The organism is Corynebacterium gottingense, assembly GCF_007559235.1.
GTDB classification, from domain to species: domain Bacteria; phylum Actinomycetota; class Actinomycetes; order Mycobacteriales; family Mycobacteriaceae; genus Corynebacterium; species Corynebacterium gottingense.
Genome location: NZ_VMHH01000009.1, coordinates 55,988 through 78,609, shown reverse-complemented (window position 1 = coordinate 78,609; position 22,622 = coordinate 55,988). Strand labels below are relative to the sequence as shown.

Here is a 22,622-nt window from a genome sequence, read left to right as displayed (position 1 = left end):
AGCGCATCAAATCGGACGAATTACGGCACTACACCAGCATCCACCTCGTTGAAAGGTAGCTCAACCATGCCTGAGAGGCCCCGACAATATGTCAGGGATGAAGCGCGGAGTCGAGCTTGATCCTCTACCCCGCGCATACTGGGGGCATACTTTCGGTGCCGCGATGGCCAGTCGAACACGCAAGAACTGACGCCTAATGGCATGTACCTTGGGCTGCGTAGGAATCCCGCGTCCCGGCTTTCTGTTCATAACTCATTCAAATTGAAAGGGAACCTTTTAAATGCAAAGTCTTTCGGAAATGCGTACAGAGCGTCGCCAAGGCACGCTTGAAATCGATGGCATCACAATTGAAGGCGATATCGAGGTGAGCTTGGAGCCTCACACCGAATATATTGTCAACCTCGAGTTTGAAGTTCGCCAAGAGACGGCTCCCACTGCAATGAGGCTTAGGACCTATAGCGCTGAGTTCGTACTGTTTGATAATGAGACAGAAAACAGCATTCGTCTTACCGATGGCGTTAGCAATAGCGCAAGCTTTCGTCTGCGAACCGGACAAAAGTCAGACTGGCTCAGTGTTTTTAACGAATACCTCCATAGTTACAAGGAAGGTGTCGAACCTGGCTATGAATGCATGACTGGCGATTCAGGGATTGTTATCACCAAGAGGGAAGGCGACACCATTCACTTTGCCTGCAATAACCGCAGTCCACGCGAGCAGCTAGCGTTTGAAGACGTCACGGGGACGCTTACGGTTACTAAAGTTGGTTCAGCGAAAGATCATTCCATCGCCCCTGCAGAGGATGGATCGCCGATTCAGCAATATTGCTTCATTGACAGCGGTGATGAAGCACCCAAGGAAAACAAGCTCATTGAAATTGCTACTGCGCTTTCGGACAAGACCTCCCCGACAAGTGAAGCGGTCACTACGTTAATTGACAGGCTTGAAGGACTTGACTACACCATCGTTGCTTCGACTGACAATGCCGTCACCATCGAAGTCGACATCTCGAATGAGGACACCACCGAATTCGCAATGGTCGACGAGGCCCGACTGTGGAATCTCAACCTAGTGAAGGTACGCACCCACACCCTGCTCAACCAAAGCAAGAACCAGCCAGAAAATTAGGCCACAACTGCTCAAGAAGACACTCAAGCGCCCTGAGTGGATCCACTTCTCTAGTGAACCCGTGTTGATGGGCTGAGACGAACACTATTCGGTTTTCGCTTACTGTGAGGTGGTGTAGTCCAATTCTTCGAGTAGGCATTTGTGTCCCACCGGCGCACCCACCGCAGGATAGGCGAACTCGACATCTCTCACCGACGTCCAAGAAGCTTAATCATGGATGAGCTCAGTCTTGTAGAGACCGTTGACTGTCTCGGCCAGCCCGAATACGCACTTCAAGCCACCTACGGGCCTCCCCAATCACTGCCTTGTAACAGCTTTTCGCCGTAGATTCGCCCAGTAGGGGCTAATGCACTTTTCAAGGCCTCCATCGTCAGCGCAAGGGTACGCATCGTCTGCGGCGCGGTAACACCGACATTTTTCTGATGGAGACGCCGACGAAAAATACGGTATCGACAAGAACTGAAAGAGCGCGAACATAAGTAATGTCGGTCGCACAAATTCACCCAAGTGATGCGGCCCGGACGTTTCAAGTGCACAGTATTTGGACGTTGATCCGCAAGCGACGGGCTGATCGTGCTGGCCGAGTTTGTACGCATCAGCGACCGGGCACACCTGCGAATTTCAGCAGGCGTGCGGTCTTGCTGCGGCAGACCTGAAGGCTTTCACGGTGCATGCCCTGCCACATCTTGCGGATGACCTAGGCCGAGAGGATTTCTGCAGGGACGCGTTGAAACCTCGGGATAATCAAAACTACCGCTTCAGGGCCCCATTGATTGCGGCATGGGTGGTGGCTTTCGGTAGCTGCGGGAGGCGATGAATCCGCACTCTGACTATCTGAAAAGTCGGCGGATGGTCTCGAACCCAAATTGATTCTTGAATGCGTCGATGACGCAAATAGTTTTGTCGTGGGACGGTCGAGTTCCGTCGCGGAACGGTGCAAAGCCGAAGTGACCTTGAGAATCCCGTTTGCATGTTTTGACTCGCGGTATTCACGTCACAATGTGCTTGAGTACTGCGTGTACGGTTTCGATGTCTGAACCGTAAGAGATCTCAGACGCTAAGCGCTGGCGCGGTGCTCAACGTGCAGCGTGCGGTGCGACTCATAAGGAGCTCTCCGACGTCCTCATAAGCGCGTCGCAGTGAGCAGGACTCCAGGCGGATCAATCGGAAAAATTTTGAAGGATAGCTTTCTGGACGTGGCAAAGCGTCCAACCCTTCCTAAGTGTTCAGACCACCGATTTAGTAACGCCATGGTGAGGATCGAGTAACGCCCGGGCGTTTGGGGGTTGGGCGGGGTTAGTGGATCCGTGTCTACAACCCCCGATAGACAGGACACTTCCCGGCTAAATCTTGCTTTGGTTGAGCAGGGTGTGGGTGCGTACCTTCACTAGGTTGAGATTCCACAGTCGGGCCTCGTCGACCATTGCGAATTCGGTGGTGTCCTCATTCGAGATGTCGACTTCGATGGTGACGGCATTGTCAGTCGAAGCAACGATGGTGTAGTCAAGTCCTTCAAGCCTGTCAATTAACGTAGTGACCGCTTCACTTGTCGGGGAGGTCTTGTCCGAAAGCGCAGTAGCAATTTCAATGAGCTTGTTTTCCTTGGGTGCTTCATCACCGCTGTCAATGAAGCAATATTGTTGAATCGGCGATCCATCCTCTGCAGGGGCGATGGAATGCTCTTGCGCTGAACCAACTTTTCTAAGTGTCAGCGTCCCCGTGACGTCTTCAAACGCTAGCTGCTCGCGTGGACTGCGGTTGTTGCAGGCAAAGTGAATGGTGTCGCCGTCCCTTTTGGTGATGATCATCCCTGAATCGCCGGTCATGTACTCGTAGGCGGGTTCGACACCTTCCTTGTAGCTATGCAGGTACTCGTTAAAAACACTCAGCAATCCTGACTTTTGTCCCGTTCGCAGACGAAAGCTTGTGCTATTGCTCACACCGTCGGTAAGGCGAATGCTGTTTTCTGTCTCATCATCAGAAAGAACGAACTCAGCGTGAAAAGTCTTAAGCCTCATTGCAGTGGGCACTGTTCCTTGGCGAACCGCAAATTCGAGGCTCAAACTATATTCGCTGTGAGGCTCGAGGTCCACACCGATACGGCTTTCGATGGTGATACCGTCGATTTCAAGCGTGCCTTGTCGAAGCTCTGTACGCATTCCTGTCAGACTCTGCATATGATAGATTCCCTTTCAATTTGAATGAGTTATGAACAGAAAGCCGGGACGCGGGATTCCTACGCAGCCCAAGGTACATGCCATTAGGCGTCAGTTCTTGCGTGTTCGACTGGCCATCACGGAACGAACTGAAGACCGCCTTCGGCGCGAGACAAAGGTTCAATGCTGAGCTCCATGCTTTCAAAGCCGTCCTGTGTTTTCCGGCCACGTTTGATCCGATAATCGAGCAGTTCTGGGGTAAATCCGCGCGTCGCTTTGCCGACTTTCATGCGCTTCCATAGATTCGAACGTAGTTCTCTGAGTGGAAGCATCTTCGTTCTTCCAAAATCCATTACGCTCGGCGCCTCGGCCTGGACGTCTTCCGTACTTCATTAGGTATATGTGCTGGTCGCCCAAGCGCTATCGTCGTCCAGCATCTTTTTCGAGACGTACTGATGCATAACCACACCTAAAGCTACAGAGGCCCAGTCCCCCATTAGCGAATCGCCCGGATCAAGAGGAAGCGTCGACGACGCGCATGCACCAAAAATACAAGGTCACCACAACCCAACGTGGGCCAATCCACCTGACTGCCAATCTCGGTTGAGTCGAATTTGTATCCGGCTGCGGTGGTTGACTGTTGCTCTCGGATGTTGGTTCGCTTTGCCATTGCCGGCCACTCGGATCATGAAAGTCCGTGTGCTGCAGCGCAGTTTCATCGTCCCCTGGTCGATGGCGGCGGTCGGCACCAGTGCCGACAATTCGCTGGCGGAGTCGTTTAACGCTTCCGGAAACGAGAGCTTCTTAACTGTTGCCAACCAGCTCGTTTGCCGGCAAGATGTGTTCGCACGATTATGAGCTGCGTAAGTCCGGTTATTTCACCAGCCCGTAGTGTCCACTTTTCGGGCACCGCCCCGAACTCTGGACGTGACCGGCTTTTTACGCCATACTTGGCACCACCGCGCGGCAAATGGGGGTCCGCGCCAGATTCACGGGGGTTTATACCTTGGTAGCCACGTCCGCGCACCACATCGTGCGCATGACCGTCCGCGTCAGCGCCGTCTCGTTCCACCGCGACATCGACTTGACGCTGCCCACCTCGTCCACCTTCGCGGAGATCCTCCCGGAACTCGCCACGTATGTGGAGCTGCCGCGCATCCATCGCCCGTGGGAGGCCACCACCGTCGGCGGCGAGCCCCTGGACATGGTGACGCCGCTGCACAAGCTGAAGCTTCGCGACGGCAGCGTCGCCGTCCTCCGACCCCAAGAGGTCACCGAACCGCCCATGGTGCGCGACGCCGCGGAGTCCCTCGACGCGGCCGCCGCCGGTGCCCGGGATACGCGCGGGCTGAGCGTGTTCGCCTCCTTCGCCGGCTGCGCCGGGCTCGCCGTGGTGGCTGGCATGTTCGTATCCACCCCAGTCGCGCTCGGACTAGGCGTGCTCGCCCTGTTCGCCCTCGCCATGGGCGCCGGTTCGCGGGCTCTGTTCGCACCGCTGCCCGCGCTCGCCGGTGCCGCCGTCGCCCTCTGGGTGGCGGGCGAGCCCGCACAGTGGGACGGTGGCGCCGACCCGGCGCTGGGGGTGCTTGCCGGCGCCGCCACCGCGTGCGTGCTGCTCGCCGGCGGCGCCGTCGCCGGGCTGGCCGCCACCTTCCCGGCGACGCTCACCGCCGCGCTGGCCGTGCTGCTCAGCGCGGGGGCGTGCGGCGCGTGGTTGCCCGCGCGCCACGCGCCCGCGGCGCTCGCCGTCCTCGCCTGCCTCATCGCAGTGCTTTCCACGCCCGCCATCGCCACCCGCGCCGCCGGGCTGAAGGTGCCGCGCGTGCCCACCGCCGGCGAAGCGTTCACCACCGCGGACGGGTATCAGGTGGACGTCGATAAGCGAAGTGCCCGTGCTGTGACCATCGTTGCCGCGATCTCCTGCGCGGTGGCGGCCTGCCTGGTGCCGTCGATACTCGCGACCGTGTGGGGCGGCGGGGTCTGGCCGTTCGCCTTCGCGGTGTGCACCGCGGGCGCGCTGGCCATCTACGCGGGGCGCAACCACTACCCGGTGCCGCGGGCCGCGCTCACCGCCGCGGCGCTCGGGGCGGTGCTGGCCTGCGCAGTCGCCGTCGCACGCAGTGCCCACCCGCATCCGGTGTGCATCGCGCTCGCCGTGTTGTTGGCACTGGTGGCAGCGACGGCGAGCCTGTGGATCCCGCGCGTGCCCGAGCTCGAGCCGACCACCGTCGTGTGGTTCGAGCGCGCCGAAACCGCGGCCATCATTGCGGCGATCCCACTGGCCGTGCACCTGACCGGCGCGTTTGCCATGATTCGGGGGCTGTGACCGATGCGCCGCATCAGTTGGGCCGCGGGGGTCGCGCTCTGCGTCACCGCCCCGGTGACGTTTCTCCCGCCGGCACACGCGCAGGACTATGACTGCGCGGTTCCCGTCCACGCACCCCCGCCTCCCGCGCGCACCGCGGACGAACGCGCGCGGCTCGATGCCACCGATCCGCTGGCCAAAGCACACGAATTTGCCACCGGGCGCGGGGTGCGCGTGGCCGTCATCGACACCGGCGTGCACCCGCACCCGCAGCTGGATCAGCTGCGGCCGGGCCGCGACTTTGTGGACCAAGACGCCCCCGACCCGCTTCGCGACTGCGACTCGCACGGCACCGTCGTCGCCGGCATCATCGCCGGAACGGAGCTGGGTGTGGCGCCCGACGCCGAGCTCATCTCCATCCGGCAGACCTCCGCGCACTACCGCGACCGCGCGCAGGAAGGCGAGGACCCCACCGCGGGATCTCTCGCCACGCTCGCCAGCGCCATCCACAACGCCATCGACGAAGGCGCCCACATCATCAACGCCTCCGTCGTTTCCTGCCAACCGCCGGAGCTCGCGGCGCGCATCGACACCGGCCCGCTCGACGCCGCACTCGCCCGCGCCGAAGCCGAACGCGTGCTCGTTGTCGCCGCCGCCGGCAACGAATCCGGCGAGTGCAAGCAGGGCTTCGCCGTCTACCCCGCGCACTCGCCCACCGTGCTCGCCGTCAGCGCGCGCGACACTGCCCACGACCTGGCGGGCTACTCCATCCGCGTCCCGGGCCCCGCGCTCTCCGCGGCGGGCACGGTCCCGCTGGCGCTGGCCTCCGATGGCACCGGCTTGGCCACCGGCACCGTGGGCAGCAACGGCCCCGCCCCCTACGCGGGCACCAGCTTCGCCGCCCCCGCCGTCACCGGTGCCGCGGCACTGCTCAAGCAGCGCCACCCGCACCTGGGCCCCGCCGAGCTGCGCGCGCACCTCTACGCCGCATCCCAGCCCAGCGGCGGCTCACTCGACCCGTACGCCGCCGTGACCCAGCTCGAACCACAATCGCTTCTCGACGCCCCACCGCTCACCCTCACCCCCGCCGCCGAACACGCCTCACCGTCCGTCGGCCGGCTGGGCCAAGTCCTTCTCGCCGCTTCCCTACTGCTCATCGCACTGATTGGGGTGGCGCGGCTGCGTGGGCTGAGGCGGCAGCGTGACTAGCTGGGCGGGCTGAGGCGGGCCGGGGGTGGTGCTGGTTGAGGCCGGATCCACTCTGCCACCGCAGAGTAAGAAGCTGCCTGCTAGTAGGTCGCCGTCAGCGCGGCCTCGCGAGTAAGCCGCTCGCCCACCGGCAGCAGCTGCACGATCGACCACGGCACCTGCTCGGTCCGCGCAGCGCCCACGGTCTCCAGCGTTCCCGCGTCGGGCGCCTCGTAGCGCAGCCCGGTTTGGTCCACGACGTGGTAGCCGTGCCCGGTGTCCACGGCCACCGCACCACTCGGGAGGCCCGCGAAGCGGGTGGCAGGGCCCTCACCGGACAGCAACACACTCCCCTCGAGCGCTTCGCTCGCAGGAAGGTGAGCGGCCCCGCCACCTTCGGTCGCGCAGGTCGCAAGCGCTCCATCAGCGGCATCAGCGGCATCGCCCGCCGGGTCGAGGAATCGCACCAGGCGCCCGGGCAGGCGGATGTCCACCGGGGGCGCGGCGTCGGGCCGGTCCGCCACGGCTTGGGGTGTGAGTTCGGAGGGGATGGCGCCGGCGTCGATAAGCATTTGCGCCTGGGCGCTGGTGATTTCCTGCACGCCCCGGGAGGTGTCCGCCCAGTCGCTGGTGCCGGTGCGGATCACGCGCGGCAGTGGGTTGGGTAGGGCGAACGGCGGGTGCTCGCGGAGCGCGCCGAGGACCGGGGCGGGCGGGCGCCAGCGCGGGGTGGTGGCGTCGATGCCGAGCCCGCGGCGGATCACGCGGCCTTCCGGCGTGGCCGGCGGCGGCAACTGCGTGCGGCCGTCGCGGGTGACCAGCCATTCGCGGCCATCGGCTTCGGCGAGGAGCGCGGTGTCCTCGGCAAGCAGGGGTGCCTGCGCGGGCACGGCGCGCACCACGACGGCGTCGCCGGGCGCGGTGCACGCCGCCCAGTGTGTGTCCTCGGCGTCCTCGGGGGCGAACACGGACGGCGCGACCCCGATCCCCACCGGCACGCCCCGGGCGAGCGCGGCCAGGTGCTCGTCGCCCGCGCGTACCGGCTCCTCCGGCGCGCCCACGATCAGGCGGGCCGAGGTCAGATTGGTCACCGGGTGCACGGTGTCGTCCACGCGCGCGAACAGGCTGCCGTCCGCAGCGCGGATCACCGCCGCCTCACCCGGGTCCGGGTTCGGGCGCATCCACGCAAACAGCCCCATCACGCCCGAGATCATCAGCACCGCCACCAGACCGAAAATCATCGCGCGGCGGCGCGAGGACAGCGGGTCGTGGATCATGCGGATGTCGCCAAGAATCAGGCCGTGCTCCACCCTGCGCCGCAGGAACCGGTGCCCGGACACCTGCGTCTTTGTCGTTGGCAGCAAACGCGCCATGTGTGCATCCCCCTCCAGCGGTCTGAACCCGGCTCCCCCGAACCGGACCGCTTCAGGCTACTGCAAAGGCGCTGCCCCCGCAGCGTAACCCGCCCCGCCGTTCGCGGGCTCGAGCTGGTAGAGCGTGTCGGAGCCGTGCTCGTGGGCGTCGTTAATCATGCCCTCGAGCTCAGCGCGGGTGAACTGCTCGTTGACGGCAAAGATCACCACATCGCCCTTGCGGTAGACGGGCGTGAGGCCGCGCGAGGTCCAGAAGCCGCGCTGCATTTGCAGGCGCTCCAGCTGGATCGGCCAGAACGCGCCCGGGCTGAGCATGTAGAACTTGATGTTCAGCGCCTCCGCGCCCTCGTCCACGATGTTCTTCGCGGTCGGGTCGCCGCGCAGGCCCTCGCCGATCTCGCGGGCGGCCCAGTAGGTGATGTCCATGTTGGAGCCCAGCCCGCCGGTCGGCCACAGGTAGTGGCGCGACAGCGTGGGCAGCCCGTTGTACGCGTAGGCCCACGAGTGGCCATCGGCCGGATCGCCCATGATCGTGCCATCCCACGCCGCGGGCTGGGTGGCCAGCCAATCCCAGGCGGCGAGGTCATCGTCATCAACCATGCGGTCATCATTGCGCCCGCCGTCAAACGCGCGCCGCTCGCCGTCCACGGCACCGTCCTGCACCATCGGCGTGCCAATCAGGGCGAGCACCAGGGCAATGCTTATCGACGCCACCCCGCTCCCCTTCTCCCACCCCCGGGAGCCCAGCCGCGCGGCCACCGGCGCGAGCGTAAACAGGCGGATCATCACTGCGACCCCGATCGCCGCGCCGACCGCCACCGACAGCGCCACCGGGAAGATCAAGCGGTGCGCCGTGTTGTAGTGCAGGTTGCCCACCAGCGTGAGCAGCCCGGAAAGCGGGCCGCCCACCGGTGCGAGCGCGTTCGCCGCGATGGCGAGCCAGATGGCGTAGAACAGCGGGGCCCATACCTGGCGGCGCCACACCACCAGCGCCACCGCGCCCAGCCCCGCCAGCCACAGCAGCACGGTCGGGTCGAAGCCCGGGAACAGCTGGTGCACGTGGCGGGTGCCCATCGTGAACGCGGCCGCCCACCCGCTGTCCAGGTCCTCGCTCTCCACGGGCTTCCAGCCCGACACCTCCTCGGCCTGCGCCGAGCCGGCGAACACCTGCGGCAGGTACAACACCGCGCCGATGATGCCCGGGGCCGCCAGCCACAACGTATCGCTGATTCGGCCGCGCTCGGGCGCGACCAGCGTGGACGTCAGCCAGTACAGGCCCACGCCGATGACCACCACGGTCACCGCCGCCGGGTGGGCGGTGAGCACGCCGAGCAGCCCCACCAGCGCGGGCAGCGCCGTGATGCGCTCGGCTGGGACCCGCACGAACTGCCAGATGACCATGCCGGTCAGCGACATGGCGAACAGGTACGGCCACATGCCCACGTAGTCGCCGACCCAGATGAGCTGCGGGGCGACGGTCACGAGGATCGCCGCGAGCCCGCCCGCAATCTGCGCGGTCAGCCCGCGCGAGCGCAGGAATGCGAAGGCCATGCACGCCGCCGTCGCCGGCAGCGCCAGCCCTGTGAGCACAATCATGCCGATATTCAGCGTGGGGATCGGGTCGAGCCCGGCCACCTTGCCAAACATCGCGATGCCGGTGTGGAACGCGGACGGGTAGAGCAGCTGCGCGTGCGTCTCCACGTTCTGCAGCTCGCCCAGCCTGGTTGGCGAGGCAATCCCCTCATCCATGATGAAGCGCACGAGGTTGGCGTGCCACTGCACGTCCCACCCCTGGACGATGTTGTACACGCCGTGCGGCGAGCGCACGAGCCAGCCGATGCGCTCGCTGATAAGCAGCCACGCGCCGACCACCACGCCCGCGGTGGGCAGCAGCCAGTACAGGTCCAGCACACTCCCCTTCCGCCAGTCCCCGGGGAAGAGTGCGCGCCGCCACGTCACAGCCCCGCCGCGCCGCGCCTTGCGAGCAAACGCGTACCGCCACACCGCCGCCGCCGCGAACGCGACAACGAGGCTCACGCCGAGCGTCCACAGGTCCAGCGGCGCCGACGTCAGCCCCCACACCCAGGCGCTCATGCCGAAGATGCCAAAGCTCACCGGCAGCGCCGCGGCCAGCGCCCGCGGCCCCTTCGCGCCCGCGATGAGGTTGAACAGGAACCCGGGCAGCAAGAAGAACGGGACGGCAAACCACGCGGCTGCAACTGGTGTCATCGTTCCTCCTTGCTCTGATACTTCGCTAGCATTCTAGGCCTTTGGGTTCGCTACAGTGTGCGCCGGTCGCGCGTCGTCGCGATTCTTTCTGCAAACGCACTCTCGTGCGGATAGTCCACCCGCGTCAGCGTCAGCCCGCGCGCCGGCGCCAGCGGCACCTCCGGGTTCCGCGCGCGCTCCCCGAGCAGCCCCGTCACCCACTCCGCTTCACGACGCCCTTCCCCCACCGTCAAGCACGCCGCCACCAGTGCGCGCACCATGTTCCAGCAAAAGGCGTCCGCGGTGATGCGCGCCTCGAGCGCGCTTGCCGACGCCTCCGCCCACCCAAACTCCTGCACCTGCCGAATCGTCGTCGCGTGCTCCTTCGGCTTGCAAAACGCCGCGTAGTCGTGCAGCCCCACCAGCTGCGACGCCGCCTCCTGCACGCGCGCGAGGTCCACCGGCTTCGGCCACACGGCGGTGTCGGCGCGCCGGGTCGGCACCGCACCCGCCGGGTTGGTGGTCACCTTGTAGGTGTAGGAGCGTGAAAGGGCGGCGAAGCGGGCGTCGAAAAGCGGGTTGACCTCGCGGACCCCGAAAACGCGCACGTCCTCCGGAAGGAGCTTGGCCAGGCGTCGTACCAGGCGCGTCGGGTCGCCGCCGAGCGAGCGCTGCTCAAGCGAGGCACGCGGGATGTCGGCGTGCGCGACCTGGCCGGTGGCGTGGACGCCGGCGTCGGTGCGGCCAGCGACGGTGAGCGTGATCGGCGTGCGCAGGACCAGCGACAACGCGTCCTCAATGGTGGCCTGCACGGTGCGCACGCCCGACGTTTGCCGAGCCCAACCGTGAAACTCTGTGCCGTCGTACGCGATGTCCAGCCGCACCCGCATCAGGTCCGGGTCGTGCTGCGCTGCGTCTTTCATTCGCATAAGGCTAGCAAACAGCGCTGGCGTGGCCGTGCTGGCGCTGGCATGGGCCGTGCTGGCGCTGTTTCGGGCCCGCGCCGGCCCATCACCGGCCCAATCACTGCAGATACCGATACTAAGACCCCGAAGAGACGCCCCAAAACGGCCTTATCGGGTTCTTACTATCGGTATCTACCCAAACACACCGGCCCGAACCCCCCCGGAACGCGCAAAACGGCCCCTCCCGAACGAATCGGGAGGGGCCGCCGCGAGCCCGGAGACGCGGGAGCTAGCCGTGGCTAGTCCTACTTCTCCTCGGACTCAGCCTCCTCGGCTGCCGGAGCCTCAGCGGACTCGGCTGCCTCGGCGTCTGCCTGCTTGGAAGCGGCAGCGCGTGCGGTGCGCTCGGCCTCCGTGGACGCGGTCTGCTCGAGGACGAGCGAGATCTGCGTCATCGGGGCGTTGTCGCCCGCGCGGTTCTCCAGCTTGATGGAGCGGGTGTAGCCGCCCTCGCGGCCCTCAAACAGGGGCGCGAGCTGGTTGAACAGGTAAGCAACGATCTCCTTGTTCGGCAGTTCAGCGGCGACAGCGCGGCGGTCGGCCACGGTGCCCTTCTTTGCCTTGGTGATCAGCTTCTCGGCGTAGGGACGCAGCATGCGTGCCTTCGCGTCGGTGGTCTTGATTGCGCCGTGCTGGAAGAGGGAGATAGCCAGGTTGGACAGAATGTGCTTCTGGTGGCTGGCGGACCCTCCGAGACGGGCACCCTTCTTAGGGGTAGGCATTTTCGTACTCCTCGTGTGCGTTAGTTGAGCGCGTGCTCTTACGTGTTACTCGGCTTTACGCGAGTGTTACTCGGTCTCATCCCCGCTGGGATCGACGAAGTCGCCGGTCTCGGCATCGTAGCCCTCGATCTGCGTCGGGTCGAAATCTTCCGGAGCATCCTTCAAGGTCAGGCCCTGCGAAGCGAGCTTGATCTTGACCTCGTTGATGGACTTCTGGCCGAAGTTCCGGATGTCCAGCAGCTCGGACTCGGTGCACTCTGCGAGCTGACCGACGGTGTGGATCTCCTGGCGCTTCAGGCAGTTGTAGGAACGCACGGTGAAGTTCAGGTCCTCGATCGGCGTGTTGTACGCGGCGATGAACTCGGTCTCCTGCGGGGAGGGGCCGATCTCAATGCCCTCGGACGCCGTGTTCAGCTCGCGGGCCAGGCCGAACAGTTCCACCAGGGTGGAGCCTGCGGAAGCCAGGGCGTCGCGCGCTGCCATGGAGTTCTTGGTCTCCACGTCGATGATCAGCTTGTCAAAGTCGGTGCGCTGCTCAACACGGGTCGCCTCAACCTTGTAGGCGACGCGGGTGACCGGGGAGTAGATCTGGTCGACCGGAATACGGCCGGGCTCCCCGCCCGCGTTGGGCATGGCCGGGACGTAGCCGCGGCCGCGCTCGACAACAAGCTCCATCTCCAGACGAGCCTGCTCGCTCAGCGATGCGATGTGCAGATCCGGGTTGTGGATCTCCACGCCAGCCGGCGGCTCGATGTCGCCCGCGGTGACGTTGCCCGGGCCCTCGACGGACAGGTACATAACAACCGGCTCGTCGGAGTCGGAGGACAGCACCAGGTCCTTGATGTTGAGGATGATCTCGGAAACGTTCTCCTTCACACCAGCGATGGTGGTGAACTCGTGGAGCACACCATCGATCTTGATGGAGGTCACGGCCGCGCCCGGAATGGACGACAGCAGCGTGCGGCGCAGGGAGTTACCGAGGGTGTAGCCGAAACCAGGCTCGAGCGGCTCGATGACGAACTTCGAGCGGTTGGTGTCGATGTACTCCTCGGTCAACTGCGGACGGTGAGAGATGAGCATGAACTTCTCCTTTATCGGCTCCCGCTATTTGAAGCCGGTAGGAACGGATGTGTTTGGAAGATTCCGCGCACGGAAGCGTCGATAAGCAACGAGCGCGGGGCGAAGCAACCTGGGTTACTTCGAGTAAAGCTCGACGATGAGCTGCTCCTGCAGGGGCACCTCAATCTGAGCGCGCTCGGGCAGCTGGTGCACGAGGATGCGCAGGGTGTCCGGAACGACCTGCAGCCAAGCCGGAACGACGGAGTCGAGCAGGTTATCCTGCGCGTCCTCGAACCAGAGCATGTTGCGGGACTTGTCGCGGACATCGATGATGTCGTACTGGGTGACCTTGTAGGACGGGACGTCGACGCGCTTGCCGTTCACGGTGAAGTGACCGTGGGAAACCAGCTGACGGGCCTGGCGGCGGGTGCGAGCCAGACCTGCGCGGTAGACGACGTTGTCCAGACGGGACTCCAGGAGGATCAGCAGGTTATCGCCGGTCTTACCCGGGAGGCGGTTGGCCTCCTCGTAGTAGCGACGGAACTGCTTCTCCATCACGCCGTAGGTGAAGCGAGCCTTCTGCTTCTCCTGCAGCTGGAGCAGGTACTCAGATTCCTTGATGCGAGCGCGGCCAGCCTGCCCCGGGGGGTACGGGCGACGCTCGAAGGACATGTCACCGCCGACGAGGTCGACGCGGAGGCGACGGGACTTACGGGTAGCAGGGCCGGTATAACGAGCCATGGTGTTTTACCTCTTTTCCTTTCTGCCTTAAACGCGACGACGCTTCGGCGGACGGCAGCCGTTGAACGGCTGCGGCGTCACGTCCGAGATCGAGGACACCTCCAGGCCGGCGGCCTGGAGCGAACGGATAGCGGTCTCGCGGCCGGAGCCGGGACCCTTGACAAAGACGTCAACCTTCTTCATGCCGTGATCCATCGCCTTGCGGGCGGCGTTCTCAGCAGCCATCTGCGCGGCGAACGGGGTGGACTTACGGGAGCCCTTGAACCCGACGTGGCCGGAGGAGGCCCAGGAGATGACAGCACCGTTCGGGTCCGTGATGGACACGATGGTGTTGTTGAAGGTGGACTTGATGTACGCGTGGCCAGCGGCCACATTCTTCTTTACGACGCGACGACCGCGGCGCGCGCCGGAACGAGTCTTCGGAGGCATATGTTACTTCTTCTTTCCTGCGATAGTCTTCTTCGGGCCCTTGCGGGTACGCGCGTTGGTCTTGGTGCGCTGGCCGCGGACGGGCAGGCCACGACGGTGGCGCAGACCCTGGTAGGAGCCGATTTCAATCTTGCGGCGGATGTCAGCCTGCACCTCACGACGCAGGTCGCCCTCGACGGTGTAGGAGGACTCGATTGCGTCGCGCAGGGCTGCGAGCTGATCGTCGCTCAGGTTGTCCGTGCGCAGGTCAGGAGAAATGCCGGTCTTCTCGAGCAGTTCCTTGGCACGGGTAGCCCCGATGCCGTAAATGTAGGTGAGCGCGATCTCCATGCGCTTGTTGCGCGGGAGATCAACACCAGCGAGACGTGCCATGTGGCTACGTTCCTTTCGGGTTGTTACGGTGGTTTTCTCCCTACCCGCCCACGCCAAACAACGCTTTGTCCGGACCGAGCCGGAGGATGGGTTGAGACTCGCGCGGCTCCAGCCACCGTGGCCGGAGGTAGTCGACGCCGCGGGCAAACCCGCGCGTCTGGGCAAGGAGGCTTACGTAGTTACTTGTAGCGGTAGGTGATACGACCCTTGTCCAGGTCGTACGGGGAAAGCTCCACGACGACGCGGTCCTCAGGAAGGATGCGGATGTAGTGCTGGCGCATCTTGCCACTGATGTGGGCAAGGACTTGGTGCCCGTTGTCGAGCTCGACACGGAACGTTGCGTTCTTCAAGGGCTCGACTACGCGGCCCTCGACCTCAATTGCGCCTTCTTTTGCCATTCAATCCACTTCCTACAGCCCCGCGTTTCCGCAGGTACTAGTCGTATTTCACGTGTGCTACAGAGCGCGCAGACGGAACGCCTGCACACCAAACGACTATGTTAGCCAACTACCTGCACAAACACAAACCCCGCTTCCACTGTGTGGAGAGCGGGGCTTGACGCTTATCGACGCTACGTTGTTCTAGTAGACGTAAACCTTGTCGCCGATCTGCAGATCGTTGAAGTAGCGCTGCGCGTCAGCGCGGTACATGCGGACGCAGCCAGCGGAAAGGATCGACGGATCACCCTGGTGGAAGGCGATGCCGTTGTTGGTGAAGTAGGTGGCGTACGGCATCGGCGCGTTGTTGAACTCGTACGAGATCTCGTCCTTCACCTTGCGGTTGACGTAGAACGTACCGCGCGGGGTCTCCTGACCCGGGCGGCCGGGCCCGACCAGGTCGGCCGTGTAGTACATCTCGCCGTTGTTCTGCAGCCAGGAGCGGCGGCCATCAACGTCCACGCACGCCTTCGCGTCCTTCGGGCAGGAGCCGTAGTCAAAGGCCGGGGCCGGTGCCGGTGCGGGCTGCTCAGCCGCGGCGGGTGCCGGTGCCGGTGCCGGTGCGGGCGCGGGGGCCGGCTTCGGTTTCGGGGTGCGCTCCTCGATCAGGCCCGGGAACAGCGCCTCAACCATCTGGTCGATGGACTCCTTTGCCTGCGCGGGCAGGTCCGGGTTCAGCGCGGCCAGGCTGTCTGCCTGGGTGCGCAGGGTGGTGCGAAGGTTCCAAGCTGCGTCCCGCACGGCCTGGTCGGCGCTTGTGCCCAGGTTCTGCAGCTGGATGTTCGCGCTCTTCAGGAAGCCGTCCAGGCCGGCCTCGGAAGACAGCGAGGCGACGGAGGAACCCGCATTCGGCGCGGGCTGCGGAGCCGGTGCGGCCGGGGCCGCGTTGGCTGCGATCGGGTTGGCGGCCAGGGAAGCAATGACGCCTGCAGCGGCTGCAACTGCAGCCGCACGGCGCTTGGTTGCCGACGGCTTTGCGTGGCGGGGTTGGTAAGACATAGACAGCAGTTTAACTACTTCCGCCAAGTTTTGATAGTCAGGCACGCATAAGCGGTGTGTTATTTGCGCGGGGTAAGCACCCGCGGCCCGTTGGAGGTCGCGGCGACGGTGTGCTCCCAGTGCGCCGCAGGTGACCCGTCGGCGCTGACGACCGTCCAGCCATCGCCAAGCACATAGGAGTCATATTCACCGCCGAGAATGAGCATCGGCTCGATCGCCAGGACGGATCCCTCCTGGATGACCGGCCCGTGGTGGGGGCGCCCCTCATTGGCCAGGAAAGGTTCCTCGTGCATGGTGCGGCCGATGCCGTGACCTCCGTATCCGTCGAGGATGCCCACCACCACTCCGAAGCGATCCTCGGCCGTGCAGGTCGCCTGCTCGAGCGCGGACGATACGTCGGTGAGGCGATTGCCCGGACGCATCGCCTTCATGCCCTGCTCCAGGACCCACTCGGTGGCCTTGTTTAGCGCGTCCACCTCTGGCGCCAGCTCACCGATGCCAAAGCTCAGCGCGGAGTCCCCTACCCACCCGTTGAGCGTCGCGCCGCAGTCGATGGATACCAGGTCGCCCTCTGCAAGCACGACGTTCTCGCTCGGGATGCCGTGCACCACCACGGCGTTCACCGAGGCGCAGATGGAGCCCGGGAACCCCTGGTAGCCCAGGAACGTGGGTGTCGCGCCGTGGTCGCGGATCACGGACTCTGCGATCCGGTCCAGGTCGAGGGTGCTCATTCCCGGGCGGGCGGCGGCGCGGACCTCCGTCAGCGCTTCGCCGACGATCCGGCCGGCGGCCTCCATGGCGTCGAGTTCCGCTGGTGCCTTGGCGGGAATCTTGCGTCTTCTAAAACCCATCGGTCGGGCCTTTCTTCGAGTTCTTGGGGCAGTAGGTGCTGTGCACAGAAAGAGGGCCGGTGCGCCACGCACACCGGCCCTCTTCGTTGTCCCCCCTACTTCAGGTTTTGCAGCTGCTCCATCGCGCGGGCGTTGATCTCATCAACGTCGCCGACGGCGTCGATAGAAATGATCTGGTCGCCGTAGTGGTCGATCAGCGGCGCAGTCTCGTCACGGTAGACGGAGAGACGGGTGCGGATCGTCTCCTCGTTATCGTCGGCGCGGCCGCGGGCGAGCATGCGCTCGACGACAACATCCTCGTCGACGACGAAGTTGAGCACGCCGTCCAGCTTCGTGTCGGCCTTCTCCAGCAGCTCGGTGAGGATCTCCGCCTGCTCGACGGTGCGCGGGAAGCCGTCCAAGAGGAAGCCATTCTTGGCGTCGTCCTCTTGGAGGCGGGACTCGACCATGCGCGCGGTGACGTCGGTAGGCACGAGCTTGCCGGCGTCGATGTAGCTCTTCGCCTCAACGCCGAGCGGGGTGCCCTCGCCGATGTTGGCGCGGAACAGGTCACCGGTGGAAATGTGCGGGATCCCCAGCTTTTCGGAGAGGATCGCCGCCTGGGTGCCCTTGCCGGCACCGGGAGGGCCAAGAAGTACGAGACGCATTATCGCAGAAGTCCTTCGTAGTTGGATTGCAGGAGTTGGGATTCAATTTGCTTGACCGTGGTCAGGGCCACGGACACCATAATCAGGATAGCCGTGCCGCCGAACGCGCTCATACCCATGCGGCCGGAGCCAGCCAGGCCGGCGTCGAGCGCCAGGTTCGGCAGGATCGCAATCACAGCGAGGTACAGCGAGCCGACCACCAGCAGACGGTTCATCACATAACCGAGGTACTCCGCGGTCGGGCGGCCCGGACGAATATCCGGAATGAATCCACCGTACTTCTTCATGTTCTCAGCCTGGTCGACCGGGTCATACTGCACCGAGACGTAGAAGTACGCGAAAAAGATGATCATGATGAAGTAAGCCACGATGTACTGCCAGGAGCCCGGGTTCTGCAGCCACGCCATGACGTGGTTCATCCACCAGTTGTCCGGCGGGGTCGGCTTGTTCATGTTCACGATCTGGGTAATCAGCACCGGCACGTACATCAGCGAGGAGGCGAAGATGACCGGGATCACGCCGGCCTGGTTTACCTTCAGCGGCAGGTAGGTCGCGGTGCGGCCGTACTGACGGCGGCCCACCACGCGCTTGGCGTACTGCACCGGGATACGGCGCTGGCCCTGCTCGATGAAGATGATGCCCACGACGAGGACGATGATGGCCGCGATAACCACCGCGAGCGCGACACCACCGGAGTTCTGGAAGATGATCGCGCCCTCGGACGGGAGCTTGGTGGCAATGCCGGCGAAGATGAGCAGGGACATGCCGTTGCCCACACCCTTCTCCGTGATGATCTCGCCGAGCCACATGATGATGATGGCGCCAGACGTCATGACAATGATCATCATGATGAGGGTCCACACATTGCGGTCCTCAACCAGCACGGGCATGCCCTGGCCGAGCAGCTGCTCGCGGTCGGCCAGCGCGACGATGCCGGCGGACTGGAGGAGCGCCAGCGCCACGGTGAGGTAGCGCGTGTACTGCGTCATCTTTGCCTGACCGGACTGCCCCTCCTTCTTCAGCTCCTCAAACTTGGGGATCACCACGGTGAGCAGCTGCACGATGATGGACGCCGTAATGTACGGCATGATGCCGATGGCAAAGATGGACAGCTGCAGGAGCGCGCCGCCGGAGAAGAGCCCGATGATGGAGAACATCGTCGCCTGGTCGCCCTGGGAGATCTCCTCCAGGCGAGAGTGAATCAGGCCGTAATCCACGCCTGGCGTGGGGATCTGGGCACCGACGCGGTACAGGATCATAAGGGCGAGCGTGATCAGGATCTTGCGGCGTAGATCCTGATCCTTAAACGCCTGAAGAATAGCGGACACAAAGCCTCCTGGCTCCCACTGCAAAAATAAGCAGGAGATTGCGAACAGTATGAACTACGAGCCGCCCTACCTGCCAAAAGGCATGCTAAAGCTCACCCGTACATATTTGACCCCACTACCCTAGCAGCCCATCTTGCGAACACTCGACTCGCATGAGGCTTAGCGGGTTGCTCCAATGTCGCCACAAGGTGATTCGCACCTTTCTGGCACCTTTCCAGCCCAGGCACAGCTCGCCCCATTCGGCTGCGGGGCCGAGGCGTGGCGTCGATAGGCATCGAGCCGCGCCGATAGACAACTCTGTCTTGAATTTCTGGACCGATAGGTTTAAGGTACTGATTTGTCGAGATTAATCCTGATCGAAAGGACTGTCATGCTGAAGAAGTTTGCAGCACTGACCACAGCCGCCGCACTCACGCTGGGGCTGACCGCTTGCTCGGGCGAGTCGAGCGACAACGCCACCGCCGAGGGCGACCTGGAGACCATCCGCGTGGCCACCTCGCCCGGCCCGTACTCGGAGCTGTTCGAGGACGCCGTTGGCCCGATCCTGGAGAAGGAGGGCTACAACGTGGACTACCAGTCGTTCACCGACCTCACCCAGGCCGACACGGCGCTGGCTGAGGGCTCCGCGGACCTCAACGTGGACCAGCACACCGGCTGGATGAACGTGTTTAACAACGAGAAGGGCGCGGACCTCACCTCCATCACCGAGGTCCCGACCGTCCCCGCCGGCGTGTACTCGGAGCGGCACCAGAGCATCGACGAGGTCGCCGATGGCCAGTCCGTGGGCGTCCCGATGGACGGCTCGAACAAGTCGCGCGCCCTGCACGTGCTTGTCGACGCCGGCTGGATCACCCTCCGCGACGACGCCGACGAGACGCTCGTCTCCGAGGCCGACATCGCTGAGAACCCGCACAACCTGGACATCCAGCCGATGGACTCCGCAAACCTGTCGCGCTCCCTGCCCGACCTGGACTGGGCCGTGATCCCGGGCTCCATGTCCTACTCCGCGGGCCTGGACCCAAACCTGCAGCTCTTCCAGGAGAACCTGCGTCCGGAACTGATCCTCGTGGCCGTGACCACCGAGGACAAGGCCGACAAGCCGTGGGCGAAGGCCGTGGCTGACGCCTACCGTTCCGACGAGTTCAAGGACTACTTGAACGAGCACAACGAGAACAACTACTGGTTCCTCCCGGAGTCGCTGCAGTGACCGGCCCCGCCGTCGCCTTCGACCACGTCTCCAAGGTCTTCGATACCTCCGGAGGCACGTTCGCCGCGCTCGACGACATCACGTTCGCTGTCCCCACGGGCGGCATCTACGGTGTCGTCGGCACGTCTGGTGCGGGCAAGTCCACGCTGATCCGCACGGTCAACGGCCTTGAGTCACCCAGCTCCGGCACCGTCACGGTGCTGGGCCGCCAGCCGTCCAAGCTGAGCCCGAAGGAGCTGCGCGAGCTGCGCCGCGAGGTCTCGATGGTCTTCCAGAACTACAACCTGCTGGAAACCAAGACCGTCGCGCAGAACGTGGCCACTCCCCTGCTGCTGTCCAAGACGCCGAAGGCGGAGATCACCCGCCGCGTCAACGAGGTCCTCGAGCTCGTCGGCTTGACCGATCGCGCCGACCACAAGCCGCGGCAGCTGTCGGGCGGGCAGCGCCAGCGCGTCGGCATCGCCCGTGCGCTGGTGACTAACCCGAGCATTTTGCTTTGCGACGAACCCACGTCCGCCCTCGACCCCCTGACCACCACCCAGATCCTCGACCTCCTGCGCGCCATCAACGCCGAGCTCGGCGTGACCATCCTGCTCATCACGCACCAGATGGATGTGGTTGCGCGGCTCGCGGACTCCGTCGCGGTCCTGTATTCCGGCAAGCTGGTCGAGTCCGGCCCCGTCGCGGAGGTCTTCGCCGACCCGCAGGCGGCATTGACGCAGCGCTTTGTCGAGACCGTGATCCCCCGGGAGATCCCCGAGAGCGTTCGGGCCACTATCGACGCCGGCGCCTTCGACCAAGTGGTCCAGCTCATTCACTCCGGGCGCGCCGCCTCCGGCGTGTTCACCGAGCTGATCAACTGCTTCGGCATGGACGCGCAGCTGCTGTCCTCCTCGGACGCCGACCTCGCCGGCACGACCGTCGGCGCGACCGTGCTCGGTCTTCGCGGCGCCTCGCAGGACGCAGCCGACGCCGTGGCGTGGCTGGAGAGGCTCGAGGGAGTTTCCGTCAATCGCATTCGTAGCGGAAAGGACGCATAACCATGGATCAGCTGAACTCCTGGTGGCGCGACACGACAGGGTCGCGCGTGACCCCATCCATGTACATCGACTCGTTTGGCGAGACCGTCTACATGGTCGGCATCGCGCTCTTCGTCGGCGCCCTCATCGGCATCCCACTGGCGCTCGCCCTGGTGATCACGCGCCCGGGCGGGCTGAAACCGAACCCGATTGCCTACGGCGTCCTCAACGTCCTGGTCAACGTGGTTCGCTCGCTGCCGTTCATCATCCTGCTGGTGGCGATCTCACCTTTCACCCGCGTGATTGCCGGCACCGCGATCGGCACCACGGCGGCGCTCGTGCCGTTGACCCTGTACATCGCGCCATTCATCGCGCGACTCATCGAGCAGTCGCTCCTGGAGGTCAACCCCGGCATCACCGAGGCCGCCGACTCCATGGGCGCGACGATGGGCCAAACCATCCGGCACTTCCTGCTGCCGGAGGCAAAGTCCTCGATCATCCTCGCGGTGACGACGGCGACCGTCGGTCTCATCTCCGCGACCGCCATGGCCGGCACCATCGGCGGCGGTGGCGTTGGCGACCTCGCCATCTCGTACGGCTACCAGCAGTTCGACTCCGTCGCCATGCTCACCACCGTGATCATCCTGATCATCGTGGTCCAGGCGATCCAGTCCATTGGTAACCGTCTCGCGCACCGCGCGAGGGCATAACTTCCAGGACCGGGTTTCACGTACCTGGTTTGAGCTCCAGCCGCCGAGCCTGCACACGGGCCCGGCGGCTTTTTCCTGCCGTGCCGCGGCGGCGGGAGTGCAATATTTCCCGCTCGCATCCGCGTCAGCTCCGCACCACCTGGGGATATGCCGACGGCGCCGGGAAATTTTACGCATTCTCGTCACCCACTGACCTGCCCCGCAACCCCGATCCCCCAGCTTGCACTCCCAGCCACAACGGCACGCAAAAAGCGGCCCGCCACCCCTGCAGTGAGGGGTGGCGGGCCGCTTGCAAGCAGTCCTCCGGACTACCGCCGCAAAGGCTTTACGCCTCGGTGGTGGTGCCGCCTGCAGCCTGGATCTTCTCCGCTGCGGACTTGGAGAACTTGTTGGCGGTGACGTCGAGCTTGACGTCGATGTCGCCGTTGCCCAGAACCTTCACGGGCTGGTTCTTGCGAACCAGGCCGGCTGCGACGATGTCCTCGATGGACACGGCACCGCCGTTCGGGAAGGCCTTGGCCAGATCGTTGACGTTCACAACCTGGAACTCAACGCGGTTCGGATTCTTAAAGCCCTTGAGCTTCGGCAGACGCATGTGCAGCGGCATCTGGCCACCCTCAAACGCTGCGGAAACCTGGTAGCGAGCCTTGGTGCCCTTGGTACCGCGGCCGGCGGTCTTGCCGCCCTTGCCAGCTTCACCGCGGCCAACGCGGCGCTTCGCCTTGTTTGCACCCTTTGCCGGGCGCAGATCATGAAGCTTGATGATGTCAGCCATGTGCT

Annotated in this window: 22 protein-coding genes and 2 pseudogenes; 7 read left to right on the top strand and 17 right to left on the bottom strand. The window is 64.3% G+C overall.

Going from position 1 to position 22,622, the window contains the following annotated elements:
* Window positions 1-280: 280 nt before the first annotated feature.
* Window positions 281-1,126, top strand: coding sequence for a hypothetical protein (locus FPH17_RS09925; protein WP_154880267.1), 846 nt, complete (start codon window positions 281-283; stop codon window positions 1,124-1,126).
* A gap of 99 nt (window positions 1,127-1,225) precedes the next feature.
* Here FPH17_RS09925 and FPH17_RS12245 read toward each other — a convergent pair.
* The 3 genes and pseudogenes from FPH17_RS12245 to FPH17_RS11945 all read right to left on the bottom strand — a co-directional run bounded on the left by FPH17_RS12245 (window position 1,226) and on the right by FPH17_RS11945 (window position 3,572).
* Window positions 1,226-2,329: pseudogene (locus FPH17_RS12245) on the bottom strand (IS3-like element IS3501 family transposase).
* Window positions 2,330-2,469: 140 nt separating this feature from the next.
* Window positions 2,470-3,303 carry a hypothetical protein gene (locus tag FPH17_RS09920; RefSeq protein ID WP_154880265.1) on the bottom strand — a complete coding sequence of 278 codons (834 nt, stop codon included), beginning with the start codon at window positions 3,301-3,303 and terminating at the stop codon, window positions 2,470-2,472.
* 116 nt (window positions 3,304-3,419) lie between these two features.
* Window positions 3,420-3,572, bottom strand: a complete 153-nt coding sequence (locus tag FPH17_RS11945; protein WP_167496814.1) for a hypothetical protein — start codon at window positions 3,570-3,572, stop codon at window positions 3,420-3,422.
* 300 nt (window positions 3,573-3,872) lie between these two features.
* Between FPH17_RS11945 and FPH17_RS12120 the strand changes: the two are divergent.
* The 3 genes and pseudogenes from FPH17_RS12120 to FPH17_RS09910 form a co-directional block, all read left to right on the top strand.
* Window positions 3,873-4,131: pseudogene (locus tag FPH17_RS12120) on the top strand (IS3-like element IS3502 family transposase); the annotation flags it as partial.
* Window positions 4,132-4,288: 157 nt separating this feature from the next.
* A complete protein-coding gene (gene eccD / locus FPH17_RS09915; protein WP_167496813.1) occupies window positions 4,289-5,608 on the top strand; it encodes a type VII secretion integral membrane protein EccD in 1,320 nt (439 codons plus the stop codon).
* Between the two features lie 3 nt (window positions 5,609-5,611).
* A complete protein-coding gene (locus tag FPH17_RS09910) occupies window positions 5,612-6,796 on the top strand; it encodes a S8 family serine peptidase (RefSeq protein ID WP_244288098.1) in 1,185 nt (394 codons plus the stop codon).
* An 80-nt stretch (window positions 6,797-6,876) separates the two neighbouring features.
* On the opposite strand, the gene eccB is transcribed toward FPH17_RS09910, so the two are convergent.
* The 13 genes from eccB to secY all read right to left on the bottom strand — a co-directional run bounded on the left by eccB (window position 6,877) and on the right by secY (window position 18,906).
* A complete protein-coding gene (gene eccB / locus FPH17_RS09905; RefSeq protein ID WP_154880261.1) occupies window positions 6,877-8,148 on the bottom strand; it encodes a type VII secretion protein EccB in 1,272 nt (423 codons plus the stop codon).
* A 57-nt stretch (window positions 8,149-8,205) separates the two neighbouring features.
* Complete coding sequence (locus tag FPH17_RS09900) at window positions 8,206-10,377, bottom strand: DUF6541 family protein (protein WP_154880259.1); 2,172 nt, start codon at window positions 10,375-10,377, stop codon at window positions 8,206-8,208.
* 50 nt (window positions 10,378-10,427) lie between these two features.
* The gene (gene truA / locus FPH17_RS09895; protein ID WP_238397050.1) at window positions 10,428-11,279 is read right to left on the bottom strand and encodes a tRNA pseudouridine(38-40) synthase TruA; all 852 of its coding nucleotides are present in this window, start codon (window positions 11,277-11,279) and stop codon (window positions 10,428-10,430) included.
* Between the two features lie 287 nt (window positions 11,280-11,566).
* A complete protein-coding gene (rplQ, locus tag FPH17_RS09890) occupies window positions 11,567-12,043 on the bottom strand; it encodes a 50S ribosomal protein L17 (RefSeq protein WP_095277866.1) in 477 nt (158 codons plus the stop codon).
* Window positions 12,044-12,109: 66 nt separating this feature from the next.
* Window positions 12,110-13,123 (bottom strand): DNA-directed RNA polymerase subunit alpha, encoded by a 1,014-nt coding sequence (locus FPH17_RS09885; RefSeq protein ID WP_095277869.1) that lies wholly within the window; start codon window positions 13,121-13,123, stop codon window positions 12,110-12,112.
* 114 nt (window positions 13,124-13,237) lie between these two features.
* Entirely contained in the window at window positions 13,238-13,843 is a 606-nt protein-coding gene (rpsD, locus tag FPH17_RS09880) for a 30S ribosomal protein S4 (RefSeq protein ID WP_095277872.1), read from the bottom strand.
* Between the two features lie 27 nt (window positions 13,844-13,870).
* Window positions 13,871-14,272, bottom strand: coding sequence for a 30S ribosomal protein S11 (gene rpsK / locus FPH17_RS09875; RefSeq protein ID WP_095277876.1), 402 nt, complete (start codon window positions 14,270-14,272; stop codon window positions 13,871-13,873).
* Between the two features lie 3 nt (window positions 14,273-14,275).
* Complete coding sequence (gene rpsM, locus FPH17_RS09870; RefSeq protein ID WP_038588440.1) at window positions 14,276-14,644, bottom strand: 30S ribosomal protein S13; 369 nt, start codon at window positions 14,642-14,644, stop codon at window positions 14,276-14,278.
* A gap of 179 nt (window positions 14,645-14,823) precedes the next feature.
* Window positions 14,824-15,042, bottom strand: coding sequence for a translation initiation factor IF-1 (infA, locus tag FPH17_RS09865; RefSeq protein WP_154880257.1), 219 nt, complete (start codon window positions 15,040-15,042; stop codon window positions 14,824-14,826).
* 183 nt (window positions 15,043-15,225) lie between these two features.
* Entirely contained in the window at window positions 15,226-16,080 is an 855-nt protein-coding gene (locus tag FPH17_RS09860) for a L,D-transpeptidase (protein ID WP_203085458.1), read from the bottom strand.
* 59 nt (window positions 16,081-16,139) lie between these two features.
* Window positions 16,140-16,931, bottom strand: a complete 792-nt coding sequence (map, locus tag FPH17_RS09855; protein WP_154880255.1) for a type I methionyl aminopeptidase — start codon at window positions 16,929-16,931, stop codon at window positions 16,140-16,142.
* Between the two features lie 95 nt (window positions 16,932-17,026).
* Window positions 17,027-17,578: an adenylate kinase gene (locus FPH17_RS09850; protein WP_095277884.1), complete on the bottom strand. Its 552-nt coding sequence runs from the start codon at window positions 17,576-17,578 to the stop codon at window positions 17,027-17,029.
* Window positions 17,578-18,906 carry a preprotein translocase subunit SecY gene (gene secY / locus FPH17_RS09845; protein WP_095277887.1) on the bottom strand — a complete coding sequence of 443 codons (1,329 nt, stop codon included), beginning with the start codon at window positions 18,904-18,906 and terminating at the stop codon, window positions 17,578-17,580. The genes FPH17_RS09850 and secY overlap by 1 nt, the downstream gene beginning before the upstream one ends.
* Before the next feature lie 370 nt (window positions 18,907-19,276).
* Between secY and FPH17_RS09840 the strand changes: the two genes are divergently transcribed.
* From FPH17_RS09840 to FPH17_RS09830, 3 genes are read left to right on the top strand one after another with little or no spacing between them, the layout of a single operon-like run.
* Window positions 19,277-20,113, top strand: a complete 837-nt coding sequence (locus FPH17_RS09840; RefSeq protein ID WP_154880254.1) for a MetQ/NlpA family ABC transporter substrate-binding protein — start codon at window positions 19,277-19,279, stop codon at window positions 20,111-20,113.
* The gene (locus tag FPH17_RS09835; RefSeq protein WP_154880252.1) at window positions 20,110-21,153 is read left to right on the top strand and encodes a methionine ABC transporter ATP-binding protein; all 1,044 of its coding nucleotides are present in this window, start codon (window positions 20,110-20,112) and stop codon (window positions 21,151-21,153) included. Before FPH17_RS09840 ends, FPH17_RS09835 begins: the two co-directional genes overlap by 4 nt.
* Window positions 21,154-21,155: 2 nt before the next feature.
* The gene (locus tag FPH17_RS09830) at window positions 21,156-21,842 is read left to right on the top strand and encodes a methionine ABC transporter permease (protein ID WP_095535301.1); all 687 of its coding nucleotides are present in this window, start codon (window positions 21,156-21,158) and stop codon (window positions 21,840-21,842) included.
* 325 nt (window positions 21,843-22,167) lie between these two features.
* On the opposite strand, the gene rplO is transcribed toward FPH17_RS09830, so the two are convergent.
* Window positions 22,168-22,617 (bottom strand): 50S ribosomal protein L15, encoded by a 450-nt coding sequence (gene rplO, locus FPH17_RS09825; protein ID WP_122084693.1) that lies wholly within the window; start codon window positions 22,615-22,617, stop codon window positions 22,168-22,170.
* Between the last annotated feature and the right edge of the window lie 5 nt (window positions 22,618-22,622).